This is a genomic window from Mycobacterium sp. NGS40 (assembly GCF_059812735.1).
Map to the genome: position 1 here is coordinate 149,635 of NZ_JCALDG010000009.1, position 19,953 is coordinate 169,587.

General features: G+C 65.9%; 19 protein-coding genes. 10 read left to right on the plus strand and 9 right to left on the minus strand.

Features of this window, described 5'->3' with window-relative positions:
* Window positions 1-159 precede the first annotated feature (159 nt).
* From AC5Y5O_RS15910 to AC5Y5O_RS15935, 6 genes are read left to right on the plus strand one after another with little or no spacing between them, the layout of a single operon-like run.
* Window positions 160-981, plus strand: a complete 822-nt coding sequence (locus tag AC5Y5O_RS15910) for an enoyl-CoA hydratase/isomerase family protein (RefSeq protein WP_096289509.1) — start codon at window positions 160-162, stop codon at window positions 979-981.
* A gap of 11 nt (window positions 982-992) precedes the next feature.
* Complete coding sequence (locus AC5Y5O_RS15915) at window positions 993-1,805, plus strand: enoyl-CoA hydratase/isomerase family protein (RefSeq protein WP_096289510.1); 813 nt, start codon at window positions 993-995, stop codon at window positions 1,803-1,805.
* Window positions 1,796-2,599 (plus strand): enoyl-CoA hydratase/isomerase family protein, encoded by an 804-nt coding sequence (locus tag AC5Y5O_RS15920; RefSeq protein WP_096289511.1) that lies wholly within the window; start codon window positions 1,796-1,798, stop codon window positions 2,597-2,599. Before AC5Y5O_RS15915 ends, AC5Y5O_RS15920 begins: the two co-directional genes overlap by 10 nt.
* Window positions 2,599-4,074, plus strand: a complete 1,476-nt coding sequence (locus tag AC5Y5O_RS15925) for a class I adenylate-forming enzyme family protein (RefSeq protein WP_096289512.1) — start codon at window positions 2,599-2,601, stop codon at window positions 4,072-4,074. The genes AC5Y5O_RS15920 and AC5Y5O_RS15925 overlap by 1 nt, the downstream gene beginning before the upstream one ends.
* The gene (locus tag AC5Y5O_RS15930; protein WP_096289513.1) at window positions 4,064-5,629 is read left to right on the plus strand and encodes a class I adenylate-forming enzyme family protein; all 1,566 of its coding nucleotides are present in this window, start codon (window positions 4,064-4,066) and stop codon (window positions 5,627-5,629) included. Before AC5Y5O_RS15925 ends, AC5Y5O_RS15930 begins: the two co-directional genes overlap by 11 nt.
* Window positions 5,622-7,154 (plus strand): class I adenylate-forming enzyme family protein, encoded by a 1,533-nt coding sequence (locus AC5Y5O_RS15935; protein ID WP_096289514.1) that lies wholly within the window; start codon window positions 5,622-5,624, stop codon window positions 7,152-7,154. Before AC5Y5O_RS15930 ends, AC5Y5O_RS15935 begins: the two co-directional genes overlap by 8 nt.
* On the opposite strand, the gene AC5Y5O_RS15940 is transcribed toward AC5Y5O_RS15935, so the two are convergent.
* The 3 genes from AC5Y5O_RS15940 to AC5Y5O_RS15950 form a co-directional block, all read right to left on the minus strand.
* The gene (locus tag AC5Y5O_RS15940) at window positions 7,151-7,513 is read right to left on the minus strand and encodes an Rv1352/Rv1906c domain-containing protein (RefSeq protein ID WP_096289515.1); all 363 of its coding nucleotides are present in this window, start codon (window positions 7,511-7,513) and stop codon (window positions 7,151-7,153) included. The genes AC5Y5O_RS15935 and AC5Y5O_RS15940 overlap by 4 nt on opposite strands.
* A gap of 77 nt (window positions 7,514-7,590) precedes the next feature.
* Window positions 7,591-7,899 (minus strand): hypothetical protein, encoded by a 309-nt coding sequence (locus tag AC5Y5O_RS15945; protein WP_096289516.1) that lies wholly within the window; start codon window positions 7,897-7,899, stop codon window positions 7,591-7,593.
* Window positions 7,900-8,556, minus strand: coding sequence for a DJ-1/PfpI family protein (locus tag AC5Y5O_RS15950; RefSeq protein WP_096289517.1), 657 nt, complete (start codon window positions 8,554-8,556; stop codon window positions 7,900-7,902).
* A 75-nt stretch (window positions 8,557-8,631) separates the two neighbouring features.
* Between AC5Y5O_RS15950 and AC5Y5O_RS15955 the strand changes: the two genes are divergently transcribed.
* Window positions 8,632-9,570: a GlxA family transcriptional regulator gene (locus AC5Y5O_RS15955; protein ID WP_500025701.1), complete on the plus strand. Its 939-nt coding sequence runs from the start codon at window positions 8,632-8,634 to the stop codon at window positions 9,568-9,570.
* Here AC5Y5O_RS15955 and AC5Y5O_RS15960 read toward each other — a convergent pair.
* Genes AC5Y5O_RS15960 through fabG form a run of 5 tightly spaced genes read right to left on the minus strand, consistent with a single transcriptional unit; the run spans window position 9,567 to window position 14,619 of the window.
* Window positions 9,567-10,247: a GntR family transcriptional regulator gene (locus AC5Y5O_RS15960; RefSeq protein ID WP_096289518.1), complete on the minus strand. Its 681-nt coding sequence runs from the start codon at window positions 10,245-10,247 to the stop codon at window positions 9,567-9,569. The genes AC5Y5O_RS15955 and AC5Y5O_RS15960 overlap by 4 nt on opposite strands.
* A 4-nt stretch (window positions 10,248-10,251) precedes the next feature.
* Window positions 10,252-11,445, minus strand: coding sequence for an acyl-CoA dehydrogenase family protein (locus tag AC5Y5O_RS15965; RefSeq protein ID WP_096289519.1), 1,194 nt, complete (start codon window positions 11,443-11,445; stop codon window positions 10,252-10,254).
* A 20-nt stretch (window positions 11,446-11,465) separates the two neighbouring features.
* A complete protein-coding gene (locus AC5Y5O_RS15970) occupies window positions 11,466-12,665 on the minus strand; it encodes a CoA transferase (RefSeq protein WP_096289520.1) in 1,200 nt (399 codons plus the stop codon).
* Window positions 12,666-12,667: 2 nt separating this feature from the next.
* Window positions 12,668-13,882, minus strand: a complete 1,215-nt coding sequence (locus AC5Y5O_RS15975; protein ID WP_096289521.1) for an acetyl-CoA C-acetyltransferase — start codon at window positions 13,880-13,882, stop codon at window positions 12,668-12,670.
* On the minus strand, window positions 13,879-14,619 hold the full coding sequence (gene fabG / locus AC5Y5O_RS15980; RefSeq protein WP_500025702.1) for a 3-oxoacyl-ACP reductase FabG: 741 nt from the start codon (window positions 14,617-14,619) through the stop codon (window positions 13,879-13,881). The genes AC5Y5O_RS15975 and fabG overlap by 4 nt, the downstream gene beginning before the upstream one ends.
* Window positions 14,620-14,738: 119 nt before the next feature.
* Between fabG and AC5Y5O_RS15985 the strand changes: the two genes are divergently transcribed.
* The 3 genes from AC5Y5O_RS15985 to AC5Y5O_RS15995 all read left to right on the plus strand — a co-directional run bounded on the left by AC5Y5O_RS15985 (window position 14,739) and on the right by AC5Y5O_RS15995 (window position 18,869).
* Window positions 14,739-15,929 (plus strand): acyl-CoA dehydrogenase family protein, encoded by a 1,191-nt coding sequence (locus AC5Y5O_RS15985; protein ID WP_096289522.1) that lies wholly within the window; start codon window positions 14,739-14,741, stop codon window positions 15,927-15,929.
* Window positions 15,929-16,750, plus strand: coding sequence for a mycofactocin-coupled SDR family oxidoreductase (locus AC5Y5O_RS15990; RefSeq protein ID WP_096289523.1), 822 nt, complete (start codon window positions 15,929-15,931; stop codon window positions 16,748-16,750). Before AC5Y5O_RS15985 ends, AC5Y5O_RS15990 begins: the two co-directional genes overlap by 1 nt.
* Window positions 16,751-17,018: 268 nt before the next feature.
* Window positions 17,019-18,869 carry a fatty acyl-AMP ligase gene (locus AC5Y5O_RS15995; RefSeq protein WP_096289524.1) on the plus strand — a complete coding sequence of 617 codons (1,851 nt, stop codon included), beginning with the start codon at window positions 17,019-17,021 and terminating at the stop codon, window positions 18,867-18,869.
* Window positions 18,870-18,875: 6 nt separating this feature from the next.
* Here AC5Y5O_RS15995 and AC5Y5O_RS16000 read toward each other — a convergent pair whose 3' ends face one another.
* Window positions 18,876-19,952: a phosphotransferase family protein gene (locus tag AC5Y5O_RS16000; RefSeq protein ID WP_096289525.1), complete on the minus strand. Its 1,077-nt coding sequence runs from the start codon at window positions 19,950-19,952 to the stop codon at window positions 18,876-18,878.
* Window position 19,953: the final 1 nt, after the last annotated feature.

Genomic DNA, 19,953 nt, shown 5'->3' on the forward strand with positions numbered 1-19,953 from the left:
TCATCCTGTGCATCGTCGCCGGCGCGGGGCATGGTCCTCTTCCGCCGGGTATGACCCGGTTGTTCCGTCGGCAGCGTTTACTTGATAACTTATACAGCGTATCAATCGTATTGCCTACTGTATGGGTAACCGTATCGCTGAGAAAGGCCGGATTCGACGGTGAGTCACGACGCCGATGCGGCCGACGCCGAGGGGTCGGTGATCCCACGTCGGGACGGCCCGATTCTGCGGCTCACTCTCGATCGCCCACAGCGGCGTAATTCTTTGACCCACTTGATGATCGAGACGTTGGTCCGCGTACTGACCGATGCCGCCGCCGACGACTCGTTGCGCGCGATCCACCTGCGCGGCGCCGGCGAAGACTTCTGCTCGGGCGCCGACTGGGTCGCTACCAACAACGGCAGTCGACAGCGGCCGCGCACCGGGGACCTGGTGCGCCGGATTCCACACGCCGCGCACCGGCTGATCGAGCTGGTGCAAACCATCCACCTCCCGGTGGTCTGCACGGTTCGGGGCTGGGCAGTGGGCATGGGTTGCAATCTCGCCCTCGCCGCCGACTTCGCCGTGGCGGCCGACGATGCCGTGTTCTGGGAACCGTTCATCGAACGGGGTTTCAGCCCGGATTCCGGTGCGAGCTGGCTGCTGCCCCGACTCGTCGGGATGGCGCGGGCCCGGCGCATGCTGCTGCTCAGCGAGAAGGTGGGCGGAGCCGACGCGGCCGACTGGGGCTTGATTCACCAGGCCGCCCACCCGGCCGAACTCGACGACACCGTCGAGCAGCTGCTGGCGCGCCTCGCCGACGGGCCGACCGTCGCGCTCGGACTGGCCAAGCAAGCCCTGAACTACGGCCAGCACGCGTCGTTGGGCGAGTCCCTGACACAAGAGCTGTTCAACCTCGAATTGTCCTGTCGGACCAATGATTTCAAAGAGGGCCTGGAAGCCTATCGGCAACGACGCGTGCCGAAATTCGATGGACGCTGAAGGGAACAAGGATGCCTGCTGACTCGTTCGACACCATCAAATACGAGGTCGACGGGCACACCGCCACGATCACACTGAACCGGCCGGAGGCGCTCAACGCGCTGAGCCCGCACATGGTCTCCGAGTTGCGCGCCGCCTACCACGAGGTCGAAAACGATGACAGCGTCTGGCTGACCATCGTGACGGGTACCGGACGCGCGTTCTGCAGCGGGGCCGATGTCAGGGAGATTCCCAAAGACGGCAAGGTGATTTACGAGCGGCCGTATCTGTCGACCTACGACCAGTGGGAGGCCCCGCAGGAAGGCACTCCCCCGTTCCGCACGATGGCCAAGCCGATGATCACCGCGGTGAACGGAATCTGTTGTGGCGCAGGCATGGACTGGGTCACCACGACAGACATCGTCATCGCATCCGAACAGGCGACGTTTTTCGATCCGCACGTCAGCATCGGGCTGGTGGCCGGCCGTGAATTGGTGCGGATCTCCCGGGTGCTGCCCCGCTCGATCGCCTTGCGAATGGCCTTGATGGGTAAGCACGAACGGATGAGCGCCGGGCGCGCGTACGAGCTCGGATTGATCAGTGAGGTCGTCGAGCACGACCAGCTGCTGGGCCGTGCCCGCGAGATAGCCGACATCGTCAACTCCAACGCGCCACTGGCGGTTCGGGGCACCCGGTTGGCGATTCTGAAGGGCTTGAACGTGCCGTTGCACGAGGCCGAGATCATGGCCGAAACCTTCCGGGAACGGGTGCTGCGCACTGAGGACGCCGCCGAAGGCCCTAAAGCCTTTGTAGAGAAGCGCAAACCAAACTGGCAGTGCCGTTGAGTACCCCGCGTTTCGAAACCATTCTGCTCGACGTCGGCGCGGACGACCACGTCGCGACCATCACGCTGAATCGTCCCGATCAGCTCAATGCGTTCAACCGCACGATGTGTGAGGAGATGGCCGAAGCGTGGCGCACCGTCAGACTCGACGAGTCGGTGCACGCGGTGGTGCTGCGAGCCGCCGGCAGCCGGGCCTTCAGCGCGGGCCTGGACATCAAGACGCCGTACGGGCAACCCGAAAACGTATGGAATCACCAGGATCCCGGCGAACTGCTCAGCCCCAAGTGGCAGAAGTTGTGGAAGCCGGTGGTGTGCGCCGTTCAGGGCATGTGCACCGCTGGTGCGTTCTACTTCATCAACGAGTCCGATGTGGTCATCTGCGCAGATGACGCAACGTTCTTCGACTCACACGTCTCGGTGGGCCTGGTCTGCGCACTGGAGCCGATCGGCCTGATGCGCCGCATCGGTCTGGGCGAAACGTTGCGCATCGCATTGATGGGCAACGACGAACGGGTCAGCGCCGACACGGCGTTGCGGATCGGCTTGGTGTCCGAGGTCGTCGCGACCGACCAGCTCTGGAGCCGAGCCCACGAGATCGCCGCGGTGATTGCGGCCAAGCCGCCGTCGGCCACGCAGGGCACCGTCAAGGCGATCTGGGAATCGCTGGACAGGCCGTACCGCGCCGCCATGGAGCAGGGGTTGATCTACACCCGGCTGGGCAACCCCCTGGGCACCGCCGAACTGGCGGCGCAGCAGGGCGCCGATGCCAAGGCTGCGAATCCAAAGATCCGCTGATGAGCCGTCATCCGCTGAGTCGACGCATCGCCGACGTACTGGAGCTGCGGCCGAGCGCACCCGCGATCGAGTACGACGGCCGATGGCTGTCGTGGGGAAGGATCGCCGACGCGGCCCGGCACATGGCGTCGGTGACCGCCGAACACCGCCACGACCCCGCGATCGGGATGCTGCTGCGCAACCGGCCGGGCCAAGTGGCGGCGTTCCTCGGCGTGCTGCTGGGTGGCGGGACAGTGGTCACCATCAATCCATCGCGGGGCGACGAGCGCACCCGAGCCGACATCGCCGCACTCCGACTGCCCCTGGTGGTCGGCGAGCCCGAAGATCTGGCTACCTTGGTCACGCCCGGCACGCCGACCATGCCGATCTCCGGATGCCTCGCCGAGCCCGGCGAGCCGGTACGCGAGTGGCCCACGGCCGCAACGCAAATCGCGGTGCGGATGCTGACCAGCGGAACGACGGGTCCGCCCAAGCGAATCGACCTCGGCTACGACATGCTGGCGCGCAGCGTGATGGGTCCGGACCCCGATCAGACGCCGGCGCCGCAGGAACTGCGCCGCGGTGTCGCGATCATGAACTCACCGCTGGTGCACATGGGCGGCGTCTTCCGGGTCCTGCAATGTGTCACCGAAGCAAGATCCTTTGTGCTGCTGGAACGCTTCGAGCTCAACGCCTGGGCACAGGCGGTGCGCACGCACCGGCCCCGCGCTGTCTCGCTGGTGCCGGCCGCGTTGCGGACGGTGTTGCATTCCGAGCTGTCGCGTGCCGATCTGGACAGTATTCGAGCGGTCACCTGCGGCACCGCCCCGCTGTCGGCCGACGACGCCGACGCCTTCACCCAGAAATATGGCATACCTGTCTTAACATCTTATGCTGCAACAGAATTCGGTGGCGGGGTGGCCGGCTGGACCCTGGCCGACTACCGGCAGCATTGGGCCACCAAACGCGGTAGCGTCGGGCGGGCCAACCCGGGCGCCCAGCTGCGGGTGGTCGACGACGCCGGCACGCCACTGGGAGCCGACCAGGTCGGGCTGCTCGAGGTCAAACCGGGACAACTGGGGCGTTCGGTGCCCTGGATGCGGACCACGGATTTGGCGCGCATCGACGCCGACGGCTTCCTCTGGATCGTCGGGCGCGCCGATCAGGCGATCATCCGCGGCGGCTTCAAGGTGATGCCCGACGACGTGCGCGTCGCATTGGAGGGCCATCCGGCGGTAGCGGGCGCGGCCGTGATCGGCCGGCCCGACGCCCGTCTGGGCGAGACACCGGTCGCGATGGTGCAACTGCGCGACTCCGGCGGCACCGATACCGATGCGTTGGTGCAGTATCTGCGAACGCGGTTGGCCCGCTACGAGATTCCTACCGCGATCGCGATCGTCGGTGAGATTCCGCGTACCCCGTCGGGTAAAGCCGACCTGAGTGAGATCCGCCGGTTCTTCGACGAATCCGCGGCGCAGCGCGATCATGCCCGGTGATTCGACGGTCGCCGACGTCCTACGGCAGCAAGCCGGCTCGCGGGACAACCACCCGCTGCTGGTGTGCGACGCAGAGCGGATCAGTTACGCCGAAGCCGACATCGCATCGGCGGAGCTCGCCCGCGGACTGATCGCCCTCGGCGCGGGCAAGGGGACCCATGTGGGCGTGCTCTACCCCAACGGCACCGAGTTCGTGGTTGCGATGCTGGCCGCCGCCCGGATCGGCGCTGTGGTGGTCCCGTTCTCGACGTTTGTCACCGCCCGCGAAATGGGCGAGCAACTGGTCGACAGCGATGTCGAAATACTGCTGACCGCGGCGTCTTTTCGCTCCCACGACTATGCGCGGCGGTTGGCCGAGGTCCTCCCGAACGTCGATCTCGACTCCCGGTTGTTTTCACCCGCCGCCCCGCAACTGCGCCACGTTGCAATCACTCACGAGACGGTATGCCGACGAGCCGGCACCGTCGACCCCGAGCTGCTGCGGGCGATGGAAGCCGACGTCTACGGCTGCGATCCGCTATCGATCGTCTACACGTCGGGATCGACCAGCGCCCCCAAGGGCGTGGTGCACACCCATGCCGCGCTGCTGGGACATCAACGCAACCTCAACAAGATTCGCGGATTGACGCCCGCCGACAAACTGTTCTGCAATTCGCCGTTCTTCTGGATTGGCGGGTTCGCGTTCGGTCTGCTGGCCAGCCTGGTGGCCGGTTCGACCTTGGTGTGCTCCAACGCCACCGACGCGGGGGCGATGCTGGATTTGCTGGAAGCCGAAAAGCCGACGGCGACCAACGGATTCGCGGCCGGCATCGCACACCTGGCCGACCACCCGAGTTACCCCGGACGTGATCTGTCGTCCATGCGGCGCGGCAACCTCTACCCGATCATGGCCCCCGACACCAGGCCGGCCGATCCGGAGCTGCGGCACAACATGCTGGGCATGACCGAGGCCGGTAGCGTCGTGCTGATCGCCGAGGACGAATCCGATCAGCCCGAAGCGCGGCGCGGATCGTTCGGCAAGCCCGCACCCGGATTCGAGACGATGCTGATCAACCCCGATACGGCCGAACGCGTCGCCGTGGGAGAGGTGGGCGAACTCTGCATCCGCGGGCCGTATGTGATGCAGGGCTACTACAAGCGGGCGCGCGAAGAGTGCTTCGACGCCGACGGCTGGTTGCACACCGGCGATTTGGTGCGCACGGATAGCGACGGCTTCGTCTACTTTGCCGGCCGGCGCAGCGCGATGATCAAGACGGCCGGCGCCAACGTCTCGGCGGCCGAGGTGGAAAAGGCCATCGCCAAGGTCACCGACGGAGCTGCGGCGTACGTCATCGGCCTACCCGACCCACGACGCGGGCAACTCGTCGCCGCGGTGGTGGTCCGGCCGGACGGCGCCACTGCGCTGGACACCGTGACGTTGAGCGAACGACTCAAATCCGTACTGTCCGCGTACAAGATCCCCAAACGGTTCATCAGCTTGGCACGCGCCGACGTCCCGCTGATGTCCAGCGGCAAGGTCGACATCCAGCGCCTGAAGCAGCTCTTCGATGCCTAACACCATCGACGCGCTGGTCCGGCTCCGAGCCGGCCGCGACGGGGATTCGCCGATGGTGATCGATCCCACGTCTCGGCTTAGCTACCGCGAACTCGATTCGACTACAAGCGATTTGGCGGCGGCATTCATCGAAGCCGGCGTCGGCAAGGGTACCCGGGTCGGATTGATCATGCCCAACAGCGTCCGTTGGGTGCGGATCTCCATGGCGCTGGCCCGCATTGGCGCCGTGCTGGTTCCGTTGAGCACCCTGCTGCGGGCCCGCGAACTCGTAGCGCAGCTGCGCATCGCGGCCGTGCAGTTCCTGGTGAGCGTCGACCAATTCCGGGGCCATCGCTATCTCGACGACCTCAAGGCGGTACCGCAGGCCGAACTGCCTGCGCTACGCCACGTTTGGTCGACCGGGCAGCTTGACAAGGCTGATGCGAGTGATCGCGCCCGCCATATCGTCGACGCCATGACCGCAACGGTGACCGCCGCCGACCCGCTGGTCATCATGTTCACCTCCGGCAGCAGCGGAACACCCAAAGGAGTCATGCACTCCCATGGCAGCGCGTTGGGCGCCGTGCGGTCGGGACTTGCGGCGCGGTGCATCACCTCCGAAACCCGTCTCTATCTGCCGATGCCGTTCTTCTGGGTGGGGGGTTTCGGCAGCGGAATACTGTCCGCCCTGCTGGCCGGCGCCACCCTGGTGACCGAAGAACTCCCCCGGCCCGAAACCACGCTGCGATTGCTGGAACGCGAGCGCGTCAACCTGTTTCGCGGCTGGCCGGATCAAGCCGAGGTACTGGCCCGGCACGCGAGCGCAGCCGGCGTAGACCTGTCGGCACTGCGACCGGGCAGCCTGGAAGCCCTGCTGCCGCCCGAGCAGCGAGCCGCGCCCGGAGCTCGAGCCACGCTGTTCGGCATGACCGAGGCTTTCGGGCCGTACTGCGGCTACCCCGCCGACACGGATATGCCGACGACGGCGTGGGGCAGCTGCGGAAAACCGTTCGACGGCATGGAGGTCCGCATCGTCGACATCGACAGCGGCCAGCCCCTCGCGGTGGGTACCACCGGGATGATCCAGCTCCGTGGACCGCACACGATGCGGGGGATCTGTGGTCGCGGTCGCGAAGAGCTGTTCACCGTCGACGGCTTCTACCCGACCGGCGACCTCGGCCATCTGGACGAGGACGGATTCCTGTTCTACCACGGGCGATCCGACGACATGTTCAAAGTCAGCGGCGCGACGGTCTACCCGAGTGAGGTCGAACGAGCGTTGCGCACGATCGAGGGCGTCGATAATGCCTTCGTCACGAATGTGCCTGGCACCACGGGGGAACGGGTAGGCGCGGCGGTGGTGCGCGGTGATCGTGGGCTGACAGCCGCGCGGCTGCGCAGTGCGGCGAAGGCCGCGATGAGTTCGTTCAAGGTGCCGACGGTGTGGCTCCTGCTGGACTCCGATGACGACGTTCCGCGGGGCGGCACCGGCAAGGTCGACATCCGCCGGCTGCGCGAAATGCTGGCCGATGCGGACCGGCGCTAGGGCACCCGGGTCCAGGGTTGACAGTTCAGCGACTCGAAGGCCTTCACCGAAGTATTGATATTCGCGAACATCGGACCGATCGAGGTGTTCGTCTGCAGTACATGATCCTTGTTCGCATCGGGGGTGCTGTAGGTGAACCACGAGCACATCGAATCCTGGGTCGGCACATTGTTGATCCACACTCCGAATGCCGAGCCCGATCCGCCGGTGTGGTAGAGACCGGGTGCGATGTCAACCCCGACGACAAAGACGCCATTACCGGGGATCGGGTCGAGCAAATCCGCATGCGCCGGTGCCGCGAACGCGATCGCCGTCGCGGTTGCAACGAAGAGGGCCGATACCCGAAGTGTTGGAGTCATGTTGTTCTCTCCATTCGTTGCCCACCCTGATGGCAGCGTATGCCCCGCCCCGCCCCAGCAACAAGCGATGGCGACGGCTACCGGCGAACCCCCGATACCGCCGAGCGTGGCAATCGGCCGGCGCGAGAGTGTCCGCTCAGGACATCACCGTGGACCAGTACGTCGAAAGCCAGATTCAGCCGCATGGGCCTGCTCACCGACTGACGCCAGGTGAGTCGGGTACCACCATCCGCCGGCTCGCTCGTAAGCCCTTGCAGCGCAACGGTTTCGTCTTTGTAAGTCGCCGTACCGGCGAGCCCGTCGCGCAGCTGCGTGAACGCGTACTGCACCGCCAGTGTTCCGATCGGAGTCTTGATCGTCACGTCCCAGTCGCCGTCGATGCTCAACTAAACCTCCACAGGCTCTCGGCCCACGGGCCGCCATACGGTGCCGCGCCGTTCGTATTCGAAGAGTTCCTCGACGGCGTGCGCGATTCGAGGACCGTAGAGGCGATCGAGCAGATGCAGGGCCAGGTCGAGTCCCGACGTCACCCCGCCCGCTGTCACGAGATCTCCGTCGTCAACGACTCGGGCCGCCACCGGGTGCACACCTGCGGCCTCGAGCAGATCCAGACCCAGATGATGCGTCACGGCGTGGCGTCCTTCGATCAGACCCGACATCGCCATCACCACCGAACCACCACACACCGCCGCCATGGTCACGTCGGGATTGGCAAATGCCTTGTGCAGCAGTGGAGTCAGCTCCGTCTGCGCAGCCCGTGCCAACAACACCGGAATGGTGTCGACGCCGTCATCGGGGTCACCAGCGATCGGCCCGCTGGCACCGGGGACGATCACGCACCCGGGTTCGGACGGATCGAGCACGGCGGTGGCGGCCAGCGTCAAACCGCGGGTCCCGCTGGTCACGCGGCGAGGGCCTTCCGCCGCTACCAATGTCACCCAAAGCTCGCCCGCGACCATATCCGAGCCGGCGGCCAGAACCTCGAACGGAGCGATGACGTCCAACGGGTCGAAGCCGTCGTACAACACGATTTGCGCATGCACCCGGCTATGTTCGCCGGTCGCGGCAACTCAGACCAGTGGCTGGATTGCCACATTGCGCCGGTATATTGCCAAGCCATGCATTCTGTCGCTGTTCTGGCCGAGCCCGACACCATCGCGTTCGATCTCGCGATCGCGGTCGAGGTCTTCGGCCGTGTCTGGCTCGCCAACGCAGCGCCAGGCTACCGCGTTCGAGTGTGTGGCTGCGAACCCGTGGTCGCGGCGGGGCCAATCCGGATCGCGACGGACTTCGGCCTGGACGAGCTCGCCAACGCCGACACCATCGTCGTGCCGGGCCGCAACGATGCCGCGGCAGCAGTCCGCGGCGACGTGATCGAAGCATTGAAGTCGGCTTACCACAGGGGAATTCGAATTGCATCGATCTGTAGCGGTGCTTTTACCGTCGCCGCCGCGGGCATCTTCGACGGCAAGCGGGCGACCACGCATTGGCTTGCGGCGGAATTGTTTTCCGCGACTTACCCGAATGTCAGGCTCGATGCCGATGCGCTCTACGTCGACGAAGGCCAAGTCCTCAGCTCGGCCGGAGCGTCGGCCGGACTGGATCTGTGCCTGCACATGGTCGCCTGCGATTATGGCTCGGCCGCAGCCGCTGACGCCGCCCGCCTCGCCGTCACCCCGCTGCACCGCAGCGGCGGCCAAGCACAATTCATCATCCGCAACCGCCGCATGTCCAACACCGAACTCGACGGCCTGCTGGTTTGGATCGAGAACAACGCGCACCTGCCACTGACGCTGCGAGACATTGCCCGCCGGGCAGCCAGCAGCGAGCGGACAATCAATCGCCGATTCAAGCTCGAGACCGGTCAGACGCCGATGCAGTGGGTCAACAATGTTCGGGTCCGCCATGCGCAACGACTGCTGGAGAGAACTGCCGACAGCGTCGAAACCATTTCGCGTCAAGTAGGTTTCGCGTCAGCGACGAATTTCCGCGAGCAATTCCGTCGGCTGTCCGGAGTATCGCCGCAGAGTTACCGCAACACCTTCCGCCAGAGCTAAGACTCTTCGTCGAGCACCACACCACGCGCGACGAGATGATCGATCAACGGGATCGCGCCGGCGGCAAGGTGTTCCGACATCGCCGCGCGGGCAAGCTTGTCGTCGTGAATTTCAAGCGCCGTCAAGATCTCCCGATGGTCCTTGATCGACTGGCTCGGCCAGCCCTCGATCGAGGGAAACACCGATTCGGGGGCGTAACGGGTGATCTGCGACATCAACTGAGCGAGTTTCGGCGAGTCCGCCGCGACGTTGATGGCCCGGTGAAACTCGTGGTTGAGCCGGACCGTCCGCTCGTGGTCATCGCCGGCATAGGCCTGTTCCAGCTGGGCCTGGAGTTCCTTGAGTTCATGCAGCTGCTCGGCAGTGATGTTGACCGCGGCCCGCGCGGCCAGCTCCCCTCCGACATGTGCCTGTACGTTCGCCACGTCGGTGACGTCTCGGCCGGTGACCGGCAATACCACGAAGCCGCGGCGGGGCTGCTGGGCGATCAGCCCCTCGGCGCGCAGCGCGAACAGCGCCTCACGGACCGGCGTGACGCTGATCCCCAGCTCGGCAGCCAATTGATCCAGCCGGATATAGGACCCCGCGGTGTAGACGCCGTCGAATATCCGCCCGCGGATAATCCGCGCGACGTCCTCGGAGAGCTGAGGCCGCGCAACGAAATCCGGAACGCTCATCTGCCTACACCTGGTATTCCGCGAGCAATCGCTTGCTGATGATGTTCTTCTGGATCTCGCTGGTTCCCTCGCCGATCAGCAGGAACGGCGCGTCGCGCATCAACCGCTCGATCTCGTATTCCTTGGAATAGCCGTAGCCGCCGTGGATCCGGAAGCTCTGCTGAGTCACCTCGGTGCAGTATTCGCTGCACAGATATTTGGCCATGCCGGCAGCGACGTCGTTACGCTCGCCCGAATCCTTCAGCCGCGCAGCGTTGACCATCATCAGATGTGCCGCTTCGACTTTTGTCGCCATCTCGGCCAGCTGAAACGCGATGGCCTGGTGCTCGGCGATCGGCTTTCCGAACGTCTGGCGCTGTTGCGCGTAGCGCACCGCGAGCTCGAAGGCACGCAACCCGACGCCACACGCGCGTGCCGACACGTTGACCCGGCCGACCTCGATGCCGTCCATCATCTGGAAGAAGCCCTGCCCGGTGATGCCGCCGAGCACATCGTCGGCGCCGGCCCGGTAACCGTCGAAAATCATCTCGGTGGTTTCGATGCCTTTGTAGCCGAGCTTGTCGATCTTGCCTGGAATGTGCAGGCCGGCAACGACTTCGCCGAATCCGACTGGCTTCTCGACCAGGAACGCGGTCAGGTTGCGGTGCGGTTTGTCCGAGCCTTCGTCGGTGCGCACCAGCACCGCCACCAGGGTGGAGGTGGCGCCGTTGGTCAGCCACATCTTCTGGCCATTGATGGTGTAGGTGCCGTCGGCATCGCGACGGGCGCGGGTGCGGATCGCCGCGACATCAGAACCCAGCTCCGGCTCCGACATCGAAAACGCGCCGCGAGTCTCGCCGGCCGCCATCCGGGGCAGGAACCGCTGCTTCTGCTCGTCGGTGCCGTGCTGACGCAGCATGTACGCCACGATGAAATGGGTGTTGAGCACTCCGGATACGCTCATCCAGCCGCGCGCCAGTTCCTCCACGCAAAGCGCGTAGGTCAGCAGCGACTCCCCCAGCCCGCCGTACTGCTGCGGAATCATCAGTCCGAACAGGCCCATCTCGCGCATCTGGTCGACGATGTGCTGCGGGTAGGTGTCGCCACGTTCGAGTTCGGCCGCGTTGGGGATGACTTCTTTCTCGACGAATTGGCGCACCGTGGCGATGATCTCGGTCTGGAATTCGGTCAGCCCGAGGGTTTGGGCGAGCTTGGTCATGTGCGGTGGGTCCTTCCGGCTCAACAGGCGATGGTGTTCGCGCTGGCGAGGCGCTCGATGTCGGCGGTGGTCAAGCCCAGGCCGCGCAGGACCTCGGCGGTGTCTTGCCCCAGGGCGGGCGCGGGCGCGGGACCCGGATGCGCACCGTCGAACGCGGTCGGCAGGCCGGGTGCCAGATAGTCGCCTACGCCGGGTTGCCGCAGACGCGAAAACAAGGGATTAGCAGTTACTTTCGGACCAGCCGCAACCTCGGCGAAGGTGCAGTAGCGCTCGAACAACACCGTGGTGTCCGACAGCGCGGCGGTGATTTCTTCGGCGGTATGGTCGGCGAACCAGGTGGCGAATAGACCGGACAGCACGTCCCGGTACCGGTAACGATCACCCTCGGAGCCGAAATCCACCCCCAGCGCCTCCCCGAGCGCCGACACCGCGGCGCCCGTGCCCGTCACCGTGAGCAGGTCACGAAAGTGCCTGCCGGTCAACAGGACAATCATGAACCGGGCCCCGTCACGGCTGGTGAAGTCCTGCCCGTACTGACCGTAGATGGCATTGCCCAGTCGCTCACGCTGCGTCCCGTTGACCTGAGGTTCGGTCAACAAGCCAAGATTCGCGGCGGTGGCCAGGGCGACATCCTCCAACGCCAGGCTGATCCGCGCCCCGGCCCCGGACTGCTCGCGACGCCGGACGGCGGTCACGACCGCCAACGCCGCGTACAGTCCGCAGCACACATCCCAGGCCGGCAACACATGATTGATCGGACCGGCCGCGTCGGCCGGGCCCGTGACGAGCGGGTAGCCGATGCCTGCGTTCACGGTGTAGTCCACCCCGGTGGAGCCGTCACCGCGCCCGAGCAACTGGACGTGAACCACGTCGGATCGCTTGGCTGCCAGCACATCATGGCTCAGCCAGGACAGGCCGGCGGCATTGGTCACCACGATCCCGTCGCCCTCGGTGATCAGCCGCGCCACCAGTTCCTGCCCCTCGGGCGAACGCATATCGATGGTGGCCGAACGCTTTCCCTTGTTCAGGCCGGTCCAATAGATCGAGGTGCCGTCCGCCGACAGTGGCCAGCGCTGGACGTCGGAAGCGCCGCCGATCGGGTCGACGCGGATCACCTCTGCGCCAAGCTGACTCAGCGTCATTCCACACAGTGGCGCGGCGACGAAACTGGACACCTCGACCACGGTGAGACCGGCCAGCGGCAACCCGGGATTGCTCACCGTCAGCCGACCCGTTCGAAGATCGCGGCCAGCCCTTGGCCGCCGCCGATGCACATGGTCTCCAGCCCGTAGCGTGCCTGGCGACGGTTGAGCTCACGCGCCAAAGTGGCGAGCATCCGCCCCCCGGTCGCGCCGACCGGATGTCCCAGCGATATTCCCGAGCCGTGCACGTTGGTTCGGTCGAAATCGCCCGCGCCGAACTTCCATTCGCGCGTCACGGCAAGGGCTTGGGCGGCAAAGGCTTCGTTGAGTTCGATGAGATCGATGTCGGACAGTTGCAAGCCGGCCTTGGCCAGCGCGGCCTCGGTAGCGGGCACCGGGCCGATTCCCATGACGTTGGGCGCCACCCCCGCCAGGCCCCACGACACCATGCGGACCAGGGGTGTCAGGCCATACTCGTCTGCCTTCTCCCGCGTGGTCACCACACACATCGATGCGGCGTCGTTCTGCCCGCTGGCGTTGCCGGCGGTGACCGTCGCCTCCGGATCATCCTTACGCAGAACCGGTTTCAGCTTGCTCAGCGACTCGACCGAGGTGTCGGCACGGGGATGCTCGTCGGTGTCGATGACTTCCTCGCCGCCGCGGGTGGTGACCACGACCGGGATGATCTCGTCGACCAGCACGCCGTCCTTCTGCGCGGCGACGGCGCGCTGATGCGACCGCACCGCAAGTTCGTCCTGCTCCTGTCGTGAAATGCCGTACTCGCGGCGCAGATTCTCCGCGGTCTCGAGCATCCCGCCCGCGACCGGGTGGTGACGGCCGCCGGCCGTCGTGCGCCCGCGTGCCAGTCCGTCGTGCACCTGGACGCCGTTGCGTGCACCACCCCAACGCATGTCGGTCGAATAGAAGGCGACATTGCTCATGCTTTCGCATCCCCCGGCGACGACGAGGTCGCTGTCGCCGGCGCCCACCTGCAGGCAGGCGTGGATGACCGCTTGCAGGCCCGAGCCGCAGCGGCGGTCCACCTGCATGCCGGGCACGGTCACCGGCAGGCCGGCATCCAACGCCACCACGCGCCCGATTGCGGGCGCATCACTGTTGGGATAGCAGTGACCGAGAATCACGTCCTGTACGGCATCGGGAGCCAGACCGGTGCGCTCCAGCAGTCCTTTCAGGGCGGTGACCCCGAGATCGACGGCGCTGAGCGAGCAGAACATTCCGCCGTAGCGGCCGATCGGCGTGCGGACGGGCTCGCAGATGACGACCTCGGCACTCATAGGTGGCGGCCGCCGGTGATTTCCATAACGGTGCCGGTCATGTACGACGACAGGTCGGATGCCAGGAACAGCGCCACGCTGGCCACCTCACTGGGCTCGCCGGCGCGGCCCATCGGCACCTCGGCGACCTTCGAGTCCCAAATGCGTTGCGGCATAGCCTCTGTCATGGCAGAACGGATCAATCCCGGAGCAATGGCGTTCACCCGCACACCCAGGTAAGCCAGCTCCTTGGCAGCGGCCTTGGTCATGCCGACGATGCCGGCCTTGGCCGCCGAGTAGTTGGTCTGGCCGACCATGCCGACCTTCCCGGACACCGAGGACATGTTGATGATCGCGCCCCGCTTGTTCTCCCGCATGACCGCCGCGGCGAGCCGGGTCCCGTTCCAGGTCCCCTTCAGGTGCACGTTGATGACCTGATCGAACTGCTCCTCGGTCATCTTGCGCATGGTGGCATCGCGGGTGATACCGGCGTTGTTGACCATGATGTCCAGGCCGCCGAAATGTTGCACCGCGGTCTGGATCAGCGCCTCGACGTCGGACGATTGGGTGACATCGCACCGCACCGCGACGGCGACGTCGTCACCGCCCAGCTGTTTGGCCACGACTTGGGTTTCCTCGAGGTTGACGTCGCCGAGCACCACGCGCGCGCCCTCTGCCACGAACCGCTCCGCGATGGCCAGACCCAGTCCCTGCGCTCCGCCTGTGATTACCGCCGTCTGACCTGTCAACAACGACATCTGGCTCCACATCCTTCACTGTTCTCGCCACCACCGGGCGGTTCCAGGCAAATATCATATTTGATATAAGATCCTGCGCTGGACCGGGGTATCCCGGCTCGGGAGAGGAGTGTCTGATCATGGCCACCGCCGAATCCGTGGCAGTCAGCGACGATGACTTCCGCGAGATCCTCGCTCAGACAAGGCAATTCGTGCGCACCGCAGTCGTTCCCCGGGAACAGGAGATCCTCGACGAGGATCGCGTCCCCGACGACCTGCGCAACGAGGCCAAGAAGATGGGTTTGTTCGGCTACGCGATTCCTCAGGAATGGGGCGGGCTCGGCCTCAACCTGACGCAAGACGTCGAGCTCGCCATGGAGCTGGGCTACACCTCGCTGGCGCTGCGTTCGATGTTCGGCACCAACAACGGCATCGCCGGGCAGGTTCTGGTCGGATTCGGCACCGACGAACAGAAGTCGCGCTGGCTGGAGTCGATCGCGTCCGGCGACGTCGTCGCATCGTTCGCGCTGACCGAACCCGGCGCCGGATCCAACCCGGCCGGCTTGCGCACCAAAGCCGGCCGAGTCGATGACGATTGGGTGATCTCCGGCCAGAAGCGCTTCATCACCAACGCGCCGGTCGCCGATCTGTTCGTGGTGTTCGCGCGCACCCGCCCAGCCGACGACCAGGGTCCGGGGATCGCGGTGTTCCTGGTTCCCGCCGATACCGCGGGTGTGGAGGTGGGCGTCAAGGACGCCAAGATGGGCCAGGAAGGCGCGTGGACGGCGGACGTCAACTTCACCGATGTTCGCGTCGGCTCGGATGCGCTCGTCGGCGGCAGCGAAGACGTCGGCTATCGGGCTGCGATGACTTCGCTGGCGCGGGGACGCGTCCACATCGCCGCGCTGGCGGTCGGCGCCGCGACACGCGCGCTCGACGAGTCCGTCGCATACGCGGCCAGTGCGACGCAGGGCGGTGAGCCGATCGGCAGTTTCCAGTTGGTCCAGGCGATGCTCGCCGACCAGCAGACCGAGGTAATGGCCGGCCGGGCGTTGGTCCGCGAAGCCGCGCGGCTGTGGGTGACCGATGAGGACCGCCGGGTGGCGCCGTCGTCGGCGAAGCTATTCTGCACCGAAATGGCCGGGCGGGTAGCCGATCTCGCGGTTCAGATTCACGGTGGCAGTGGTTACATGCGTGGCGTTGCCGTCGAACGCATCTACCGCGACGTGCGCCTGCTGCGGCTGTACGAGGGCACCAGTGAGATTCAGCGTCTGATCATCGGCTCGAACCTGGTCCGGGCGGCCGGGCGAGCCACGAAGAAGGAGCGCTAATGGCAGGCAAGCTCGAGGGGCGTGTCGCTTTCATCACCGGAGCCGCGCGCGGCCAGGGCCGCGCCCACGCCGTGCGCATGGCCGCCGAAGGCGCCGACATCATCGCCGTCGACATCGCGGGCAAGCTGCCGTCCTGCGTGCCTTACGATCCGGCGACGGAAGAAGACCTGGCCGAAACTGTTCGCCTGGTTGAGGAAACCAACCGTCGCATCCTTGCCTCGGTTGTCGACACCCGCGACCTGGAAGCGTTGCGCAAGGCCGTCGACGACGGCGTCGCCGCATTCGGACGTCTGGACATCATCGTGGCCAACGCCGGGGTCGCGGCCCCGCAGCCGTGGAACGAGATCACGCCCGAGGACTTCGGCCACGTGCTGGACATCAACGTGACGGGCACCTGGAACACCGTGATGGCCGGCGCGGACAAGATCATCGAAGGCGGGCGCGGCGGCTCGATCATTCTGATCAGCTCGGCGGCCGGAGCGAAGCAGCAGCCGTTCATGGTGCACTACACGGCCAGCAAGCACGCCGTCACCGGGCTGGCCCGGGCCTTCGCAGCCGAACTGGGCAAACACTCGATCCGGGTCAACAGCGTCCACCCCGGCCCGGTGAACACGCAGATGGGCTCCGGCGACATGGTCGCGGCGGTGGCCAGGGCGATGGAAACCAACCCCCAGCTGGCGCATGTATTGACGCCGTTTCTGCCCGACTGGGTTGCCGAACCGGAAGAGATCGCCGACGCCGTCTGCTGGCTGGCCAGCGACGAGTCGCGCAAAGTCACCGCGGCCCAGATCCGGGTGGATCAAGGGTCGAGCCAATACTGACGCGTGGGCCCACGCACCCCAGATCTGGCACCCCGCTCACAATCGGTTGCGAACGCGCGAACATCGGCAACCACAACCTGATCCCGAGCTACGAAATGCCCCAACACAATTCATTCCGACAACGGCAAATGTAGCCGTTTGCCGGCGACCCGATGAGCTGCTCATTACGGCGCCGTAATGTGATATACATCACATCGTTATTGAACGACCTGGGCGACACACCCACCCGGTGGAGCAAAAGACTAAGAGCGTTACTTATTCTTTCAACATGGGACGGCCCCATTTGTCGATTGACGCTGCTAAGCCACTAGCGGCTGACATTAATGATTACGTCCTCGCTGACGGCTCCATCGTCCTGCCGGACGGTTTGACGCTCACGTCGTTCTTCGACCAAAACCGTGCGGCATTCGGCGACCGTCCGTCCTACCGGTTCATCGACTACGCCAAAGAGCAGGACGGCCGCGTCCTCGAACTGAGCTGGAACGAGCTGTGGACCCAGGTCCGCTCGATCGGCGCCCGTCTCCAGCAGGTTGCCAAGCCCGGCGATCGCGTCGCGATCCTGGCGCCCCAGGGTCTGGAGTATGTGGCCTCGTTCTTCGCCGCCGTCAATGCGGGCAACATCGCGGTTCCGCTGTTCGCTCCCACCCTGGCCGGTCATACCGAGCGGTTGACCGCCGTGCTGGCCGACGCGCGCCCCGCCGTGGTGTTGACGACCAGCGCGGCGGCCGAGTCAGTGCGGGAGTCGTTGCGCGCGCATCCGGTGGCCGGGCGCCCGCGACTGATCGCGGTGGACGCGATCCCGGCGTCGCTGGCCTCGATGTTCGTCGAGCCGACGATCGGCACCGACGACATCGCATACCTGCAGTACACCTCGGGGTCGACCCGCAGCCCGGCCGGCGTGGAGGTCACCCATCGCGCCGTCTGCACCAATGTGCTGCAGATGATCCTGGCCGGCGACCTGCACCGAAACACTCACAGTGTCAGCTGGCTGCCGCTCTACCACGACATGGGACTGATCATGATCATGTTCCCGGCGTTGTGCGGTGGCGAATACCTGACGCTGCTGGATCCCATGGCCTTCGTGCGCCGGCCGTTCCGCTGGATCAAGGAACTGAGCGCGGAAGCCGCCAACGGCCCGACATTCGCCGCCGCACCGAATTTCGCATTCGAATTGGCCGCCGAGCGCGGGCTGCCCCCCGAAGGCGCCGACATCGACCTGCACAATGTGGTCGGCCTGCTCAACGGCTCGGAGCCGGTGACCATTGCGGCCATCGAGAAATTCACCAAGGCCTTCGCGCCGTACGGACTGCCAGCGACGGCGGTCAAACCGTCCTACGGGATGGCGGAGGCGACGCTCGGAGTTGCCAGCACTCCCCCGCATTCCGGGTTCAAGGCGGTCTACCTGGACCGCGCCGAACTCGCCGCCGGGCGCGCGGTGATCGTCGAGCCGGACGCCGACGGTGCGGTTGCCTACGTGTCCTGCGGCCACCCGTTCCGCGATCTGTGGGCCGTGATCGCCAGCCCGGACGGTGGCGAGGTACCGGACTACGGAGTCGGGGAAATCTGGCTGCACGGCAACAACGTCGCCCGCGGCTACTTCGGGCGCGAGGAAGAGTCGCAGCGCACGTTCGGCAACAAGCTGCAGTCCCGCCTCGAGCACGGCAGCCATGCCGAGGGCGCGCCGGACAACTGCTACTGGCTGGCCACCGGCGATCTCGGCGTCTACATCGACGGTGAGATCTACCTGACCGGCCGGATCAAAGACCTCATCATCATCGACGGTCGCAACCACTATCCGCACGACATCGAAACCACGGTCAGTCATTCGTCCCCGGCCATCCGGACCGGCTACGTGGCGGCGTTCTCCGTACCGGCCGAGGCTTCCGACGGTGGCTCGGCCGAGCAACTTGTCATCGTCGCCGAACGCGCCGCGGGCGTCGGGCGCGCGGATCCCGAGGCGATCGCCGCGGCCGTGCGAGCGGCGGTCGCACGCGAGCATCAGGTTCGGGTAGCCGACCTGCGGCTCGTTGCCGCCGGCGCGATTCCGCGCACCACCAGCGGCAAACTCGCGCGCAACGCGTGCCGGGCCGAGTATCTCGACGGCCGGTTCAACCGATAACCGGGCTCAGCCGAACAGTTCCAGCGTCCCCAGATCGCGGACGGCCTGGCAGCCACGACTGAGCATCGCCAGCACCATGTCGTCACCACGTTCGGTCGAGGTTGCGAAGGCGAAGCCCAGGGCGGAAATCAGCAACGCCTGCGGCATCCCGAGTCGGTAATCACGCCAACATGTTTCGCGGTCGTAGCCGGTGACGCCGTAACCCAGCAGCGCTTGATGATAGTCGTCGACAAGGTCTTTCTCGACAATAGATCGAAGCTCCGGATTCAGGCTCGTCGCCGTGAAATACGCGAGATCGCGTGCCGGCAGACCCACACCGAGCGTTTGCCAGTCGACCACGCTCACCCGGGTGCGCTCCGGATCGAACAGCAGGTTGTCCAACCGGTAGTCACCGTGCAGCAACGCGAACCGCTCCCGCTCGGATGACAGCCATGGTGTCACCAAACCCATTGTCGTGGTGAAGGTCTCGCGATCTTCGGCACTCATCCGGTCGCCCAGTTTTTCCAGGGTGATGTCGGCGCTCATCTTCGCGACTTCGCCGAGACCCTTGGCCATGTCGTCATCCGGACGGGGAAATGCCAGCCCGGGCAGATCCAGCCAGTAGGCGTCGCACCAGCTGGGCCCGTGCAGGCCGGCCAGCGCCAGCACCGACAGCCGCGCCTCCTGCTCGCCGCAGCCGGCGATCTGATCGCCCTGCACCGCGGGTGCCTGGTCGGCCAGCAGCAGCGCGTATTCCATGGCGTCGTCGGTGATCTGGCAGTAGTAGCAACTCGGGGTAGGCACCCGCACGCGGTCGGCCACCGACGTGTAAAAGGCGCATTCGCTGCGGTAGCCGATGACGACGCGGTCGCGCACGGTGTCGTCCTGGGCGGGCAGCTTGATCACGAAGGTCTGCGGCAGCTCACCGGGATCGGCGGCGTACTCGGCCGTCACGCGATAGGTCGCCCCGGTCTGGCCGGTGCCGATGGCCACCACGTCGACTCCGGACACCTCGACCGGTGCGTGCCGTCCGCTCAGTGCGGCGGACAGCCATGCGGGTGTCACATCGCCGGGGTACCGCGGAATCGAGACCACAGCACTCATA

Excerpts from the sequence above, each read along its gene's own strand:
- AC5Y5O_RS15915 (WP_096289510.1), top strand. The coding sequence starts at position 993 with ATGCCTGCTGACTCGTTCGACACCATCAAATACGAGGTCGACGGGCAC.
- AC5Y5O_RS15925 (WP_096289512.1), top strand. The coding sequence starts at position 2,599 with ATGAGCCGTCATCCGCTGAGTCGACGCATCGCCGACGTACTGGAGCTG.
- AC5Y5O_RS15930 (WP_096289513.1), top strand. The coding sequence starts at position 4,064 with ATGCCCGGTGATTCGACGGTCGCCGACGTCCTACGGCAGCAAGCCGGC.
- AC5Y5O_RS15935 (WP_096289514.1), top strand. The coding sequence starts at position 5,622 with ATGCCTAACACCATCGACGCGCTGGTCCGGCTCCGAGCCGGCCGCGAC.
- AC5Y5O_RS15940 (WP_096289515.1), bottom strand. The coding sequence starts at position 7,513 with ATGACTCCAACACTTCGGGTATCGGCCCTCTTCGTTGCAACCGCGACG.
- AC5Y5O_RS15955 (WP_500025701.1), top strand. The coding sequence starts at position 8,632 with ATGCATTCTGTCGCTGTTCTGGCCGAGCCCGACACCATCGCGTTCGAT.
- AC5Y5O_RS15960 (WP_096289518.1), bottom strand. The coding sequence starts at position 10,247 with ATGAGCGTTCCGGATTTCGTTGCGCGGCCTCAGCTCTCCGAGGACGTC.
- AC5Y5O_RS15965 (WP_096289519.1), bottom strand. The coding sequence starts at position 11,445 with ATGACCAAGCTCGCCCAAACCCTCGGGCTGACCGAATTCCAGACCGAG.
- AC5Y5O_RS15975 (WP_096289521.1), bottom strand. The coding sequence starts at position 13,882 with ATGAGTGCCGAGGTCGTCATCTGCGAGCCCGTCCGCACGCCGATCGGC.
- fabG (WP_500025702.1), bottom strand. The coding sequence starts at position 14,619 with ATGTCGTTGTTGACAGGTCAGACGGCGGTAATCACAGGCGGAGCGCAG.
- AC5Y5O_RS15985 (WP_096289522.1), top strand. The coding sequence starts at position 14,739 with ATGGCCACCGCCGAATCCGTGGCAGTCAGCGACGATGACTTCCGCGAG.
- AC5Y5O_RS15990 (WP_096289523.1), top strand. The coding sequence starts at position 15,929 with ATGGCAGGCAAGCTCGAGGGGCGTGTCGCTTTCATCACCGGAGCCGCG.
- AC5Y5O_RS15995 (WP_096289524.1), top strand. The coding sequence starts at position 17,019 with ATGGGACGGCCCCATTTGTCGATTGACGCTGCTAAGCCACTAGCGGCT.
- AC5Y5O_RS16000 (WP_096289525.1), bottom strand. The coding sequence starts at position 19,952 with ATGAGTGCTGTGGTCTCGATTCCGCGGTACCCCGGCGATGTGACACCC.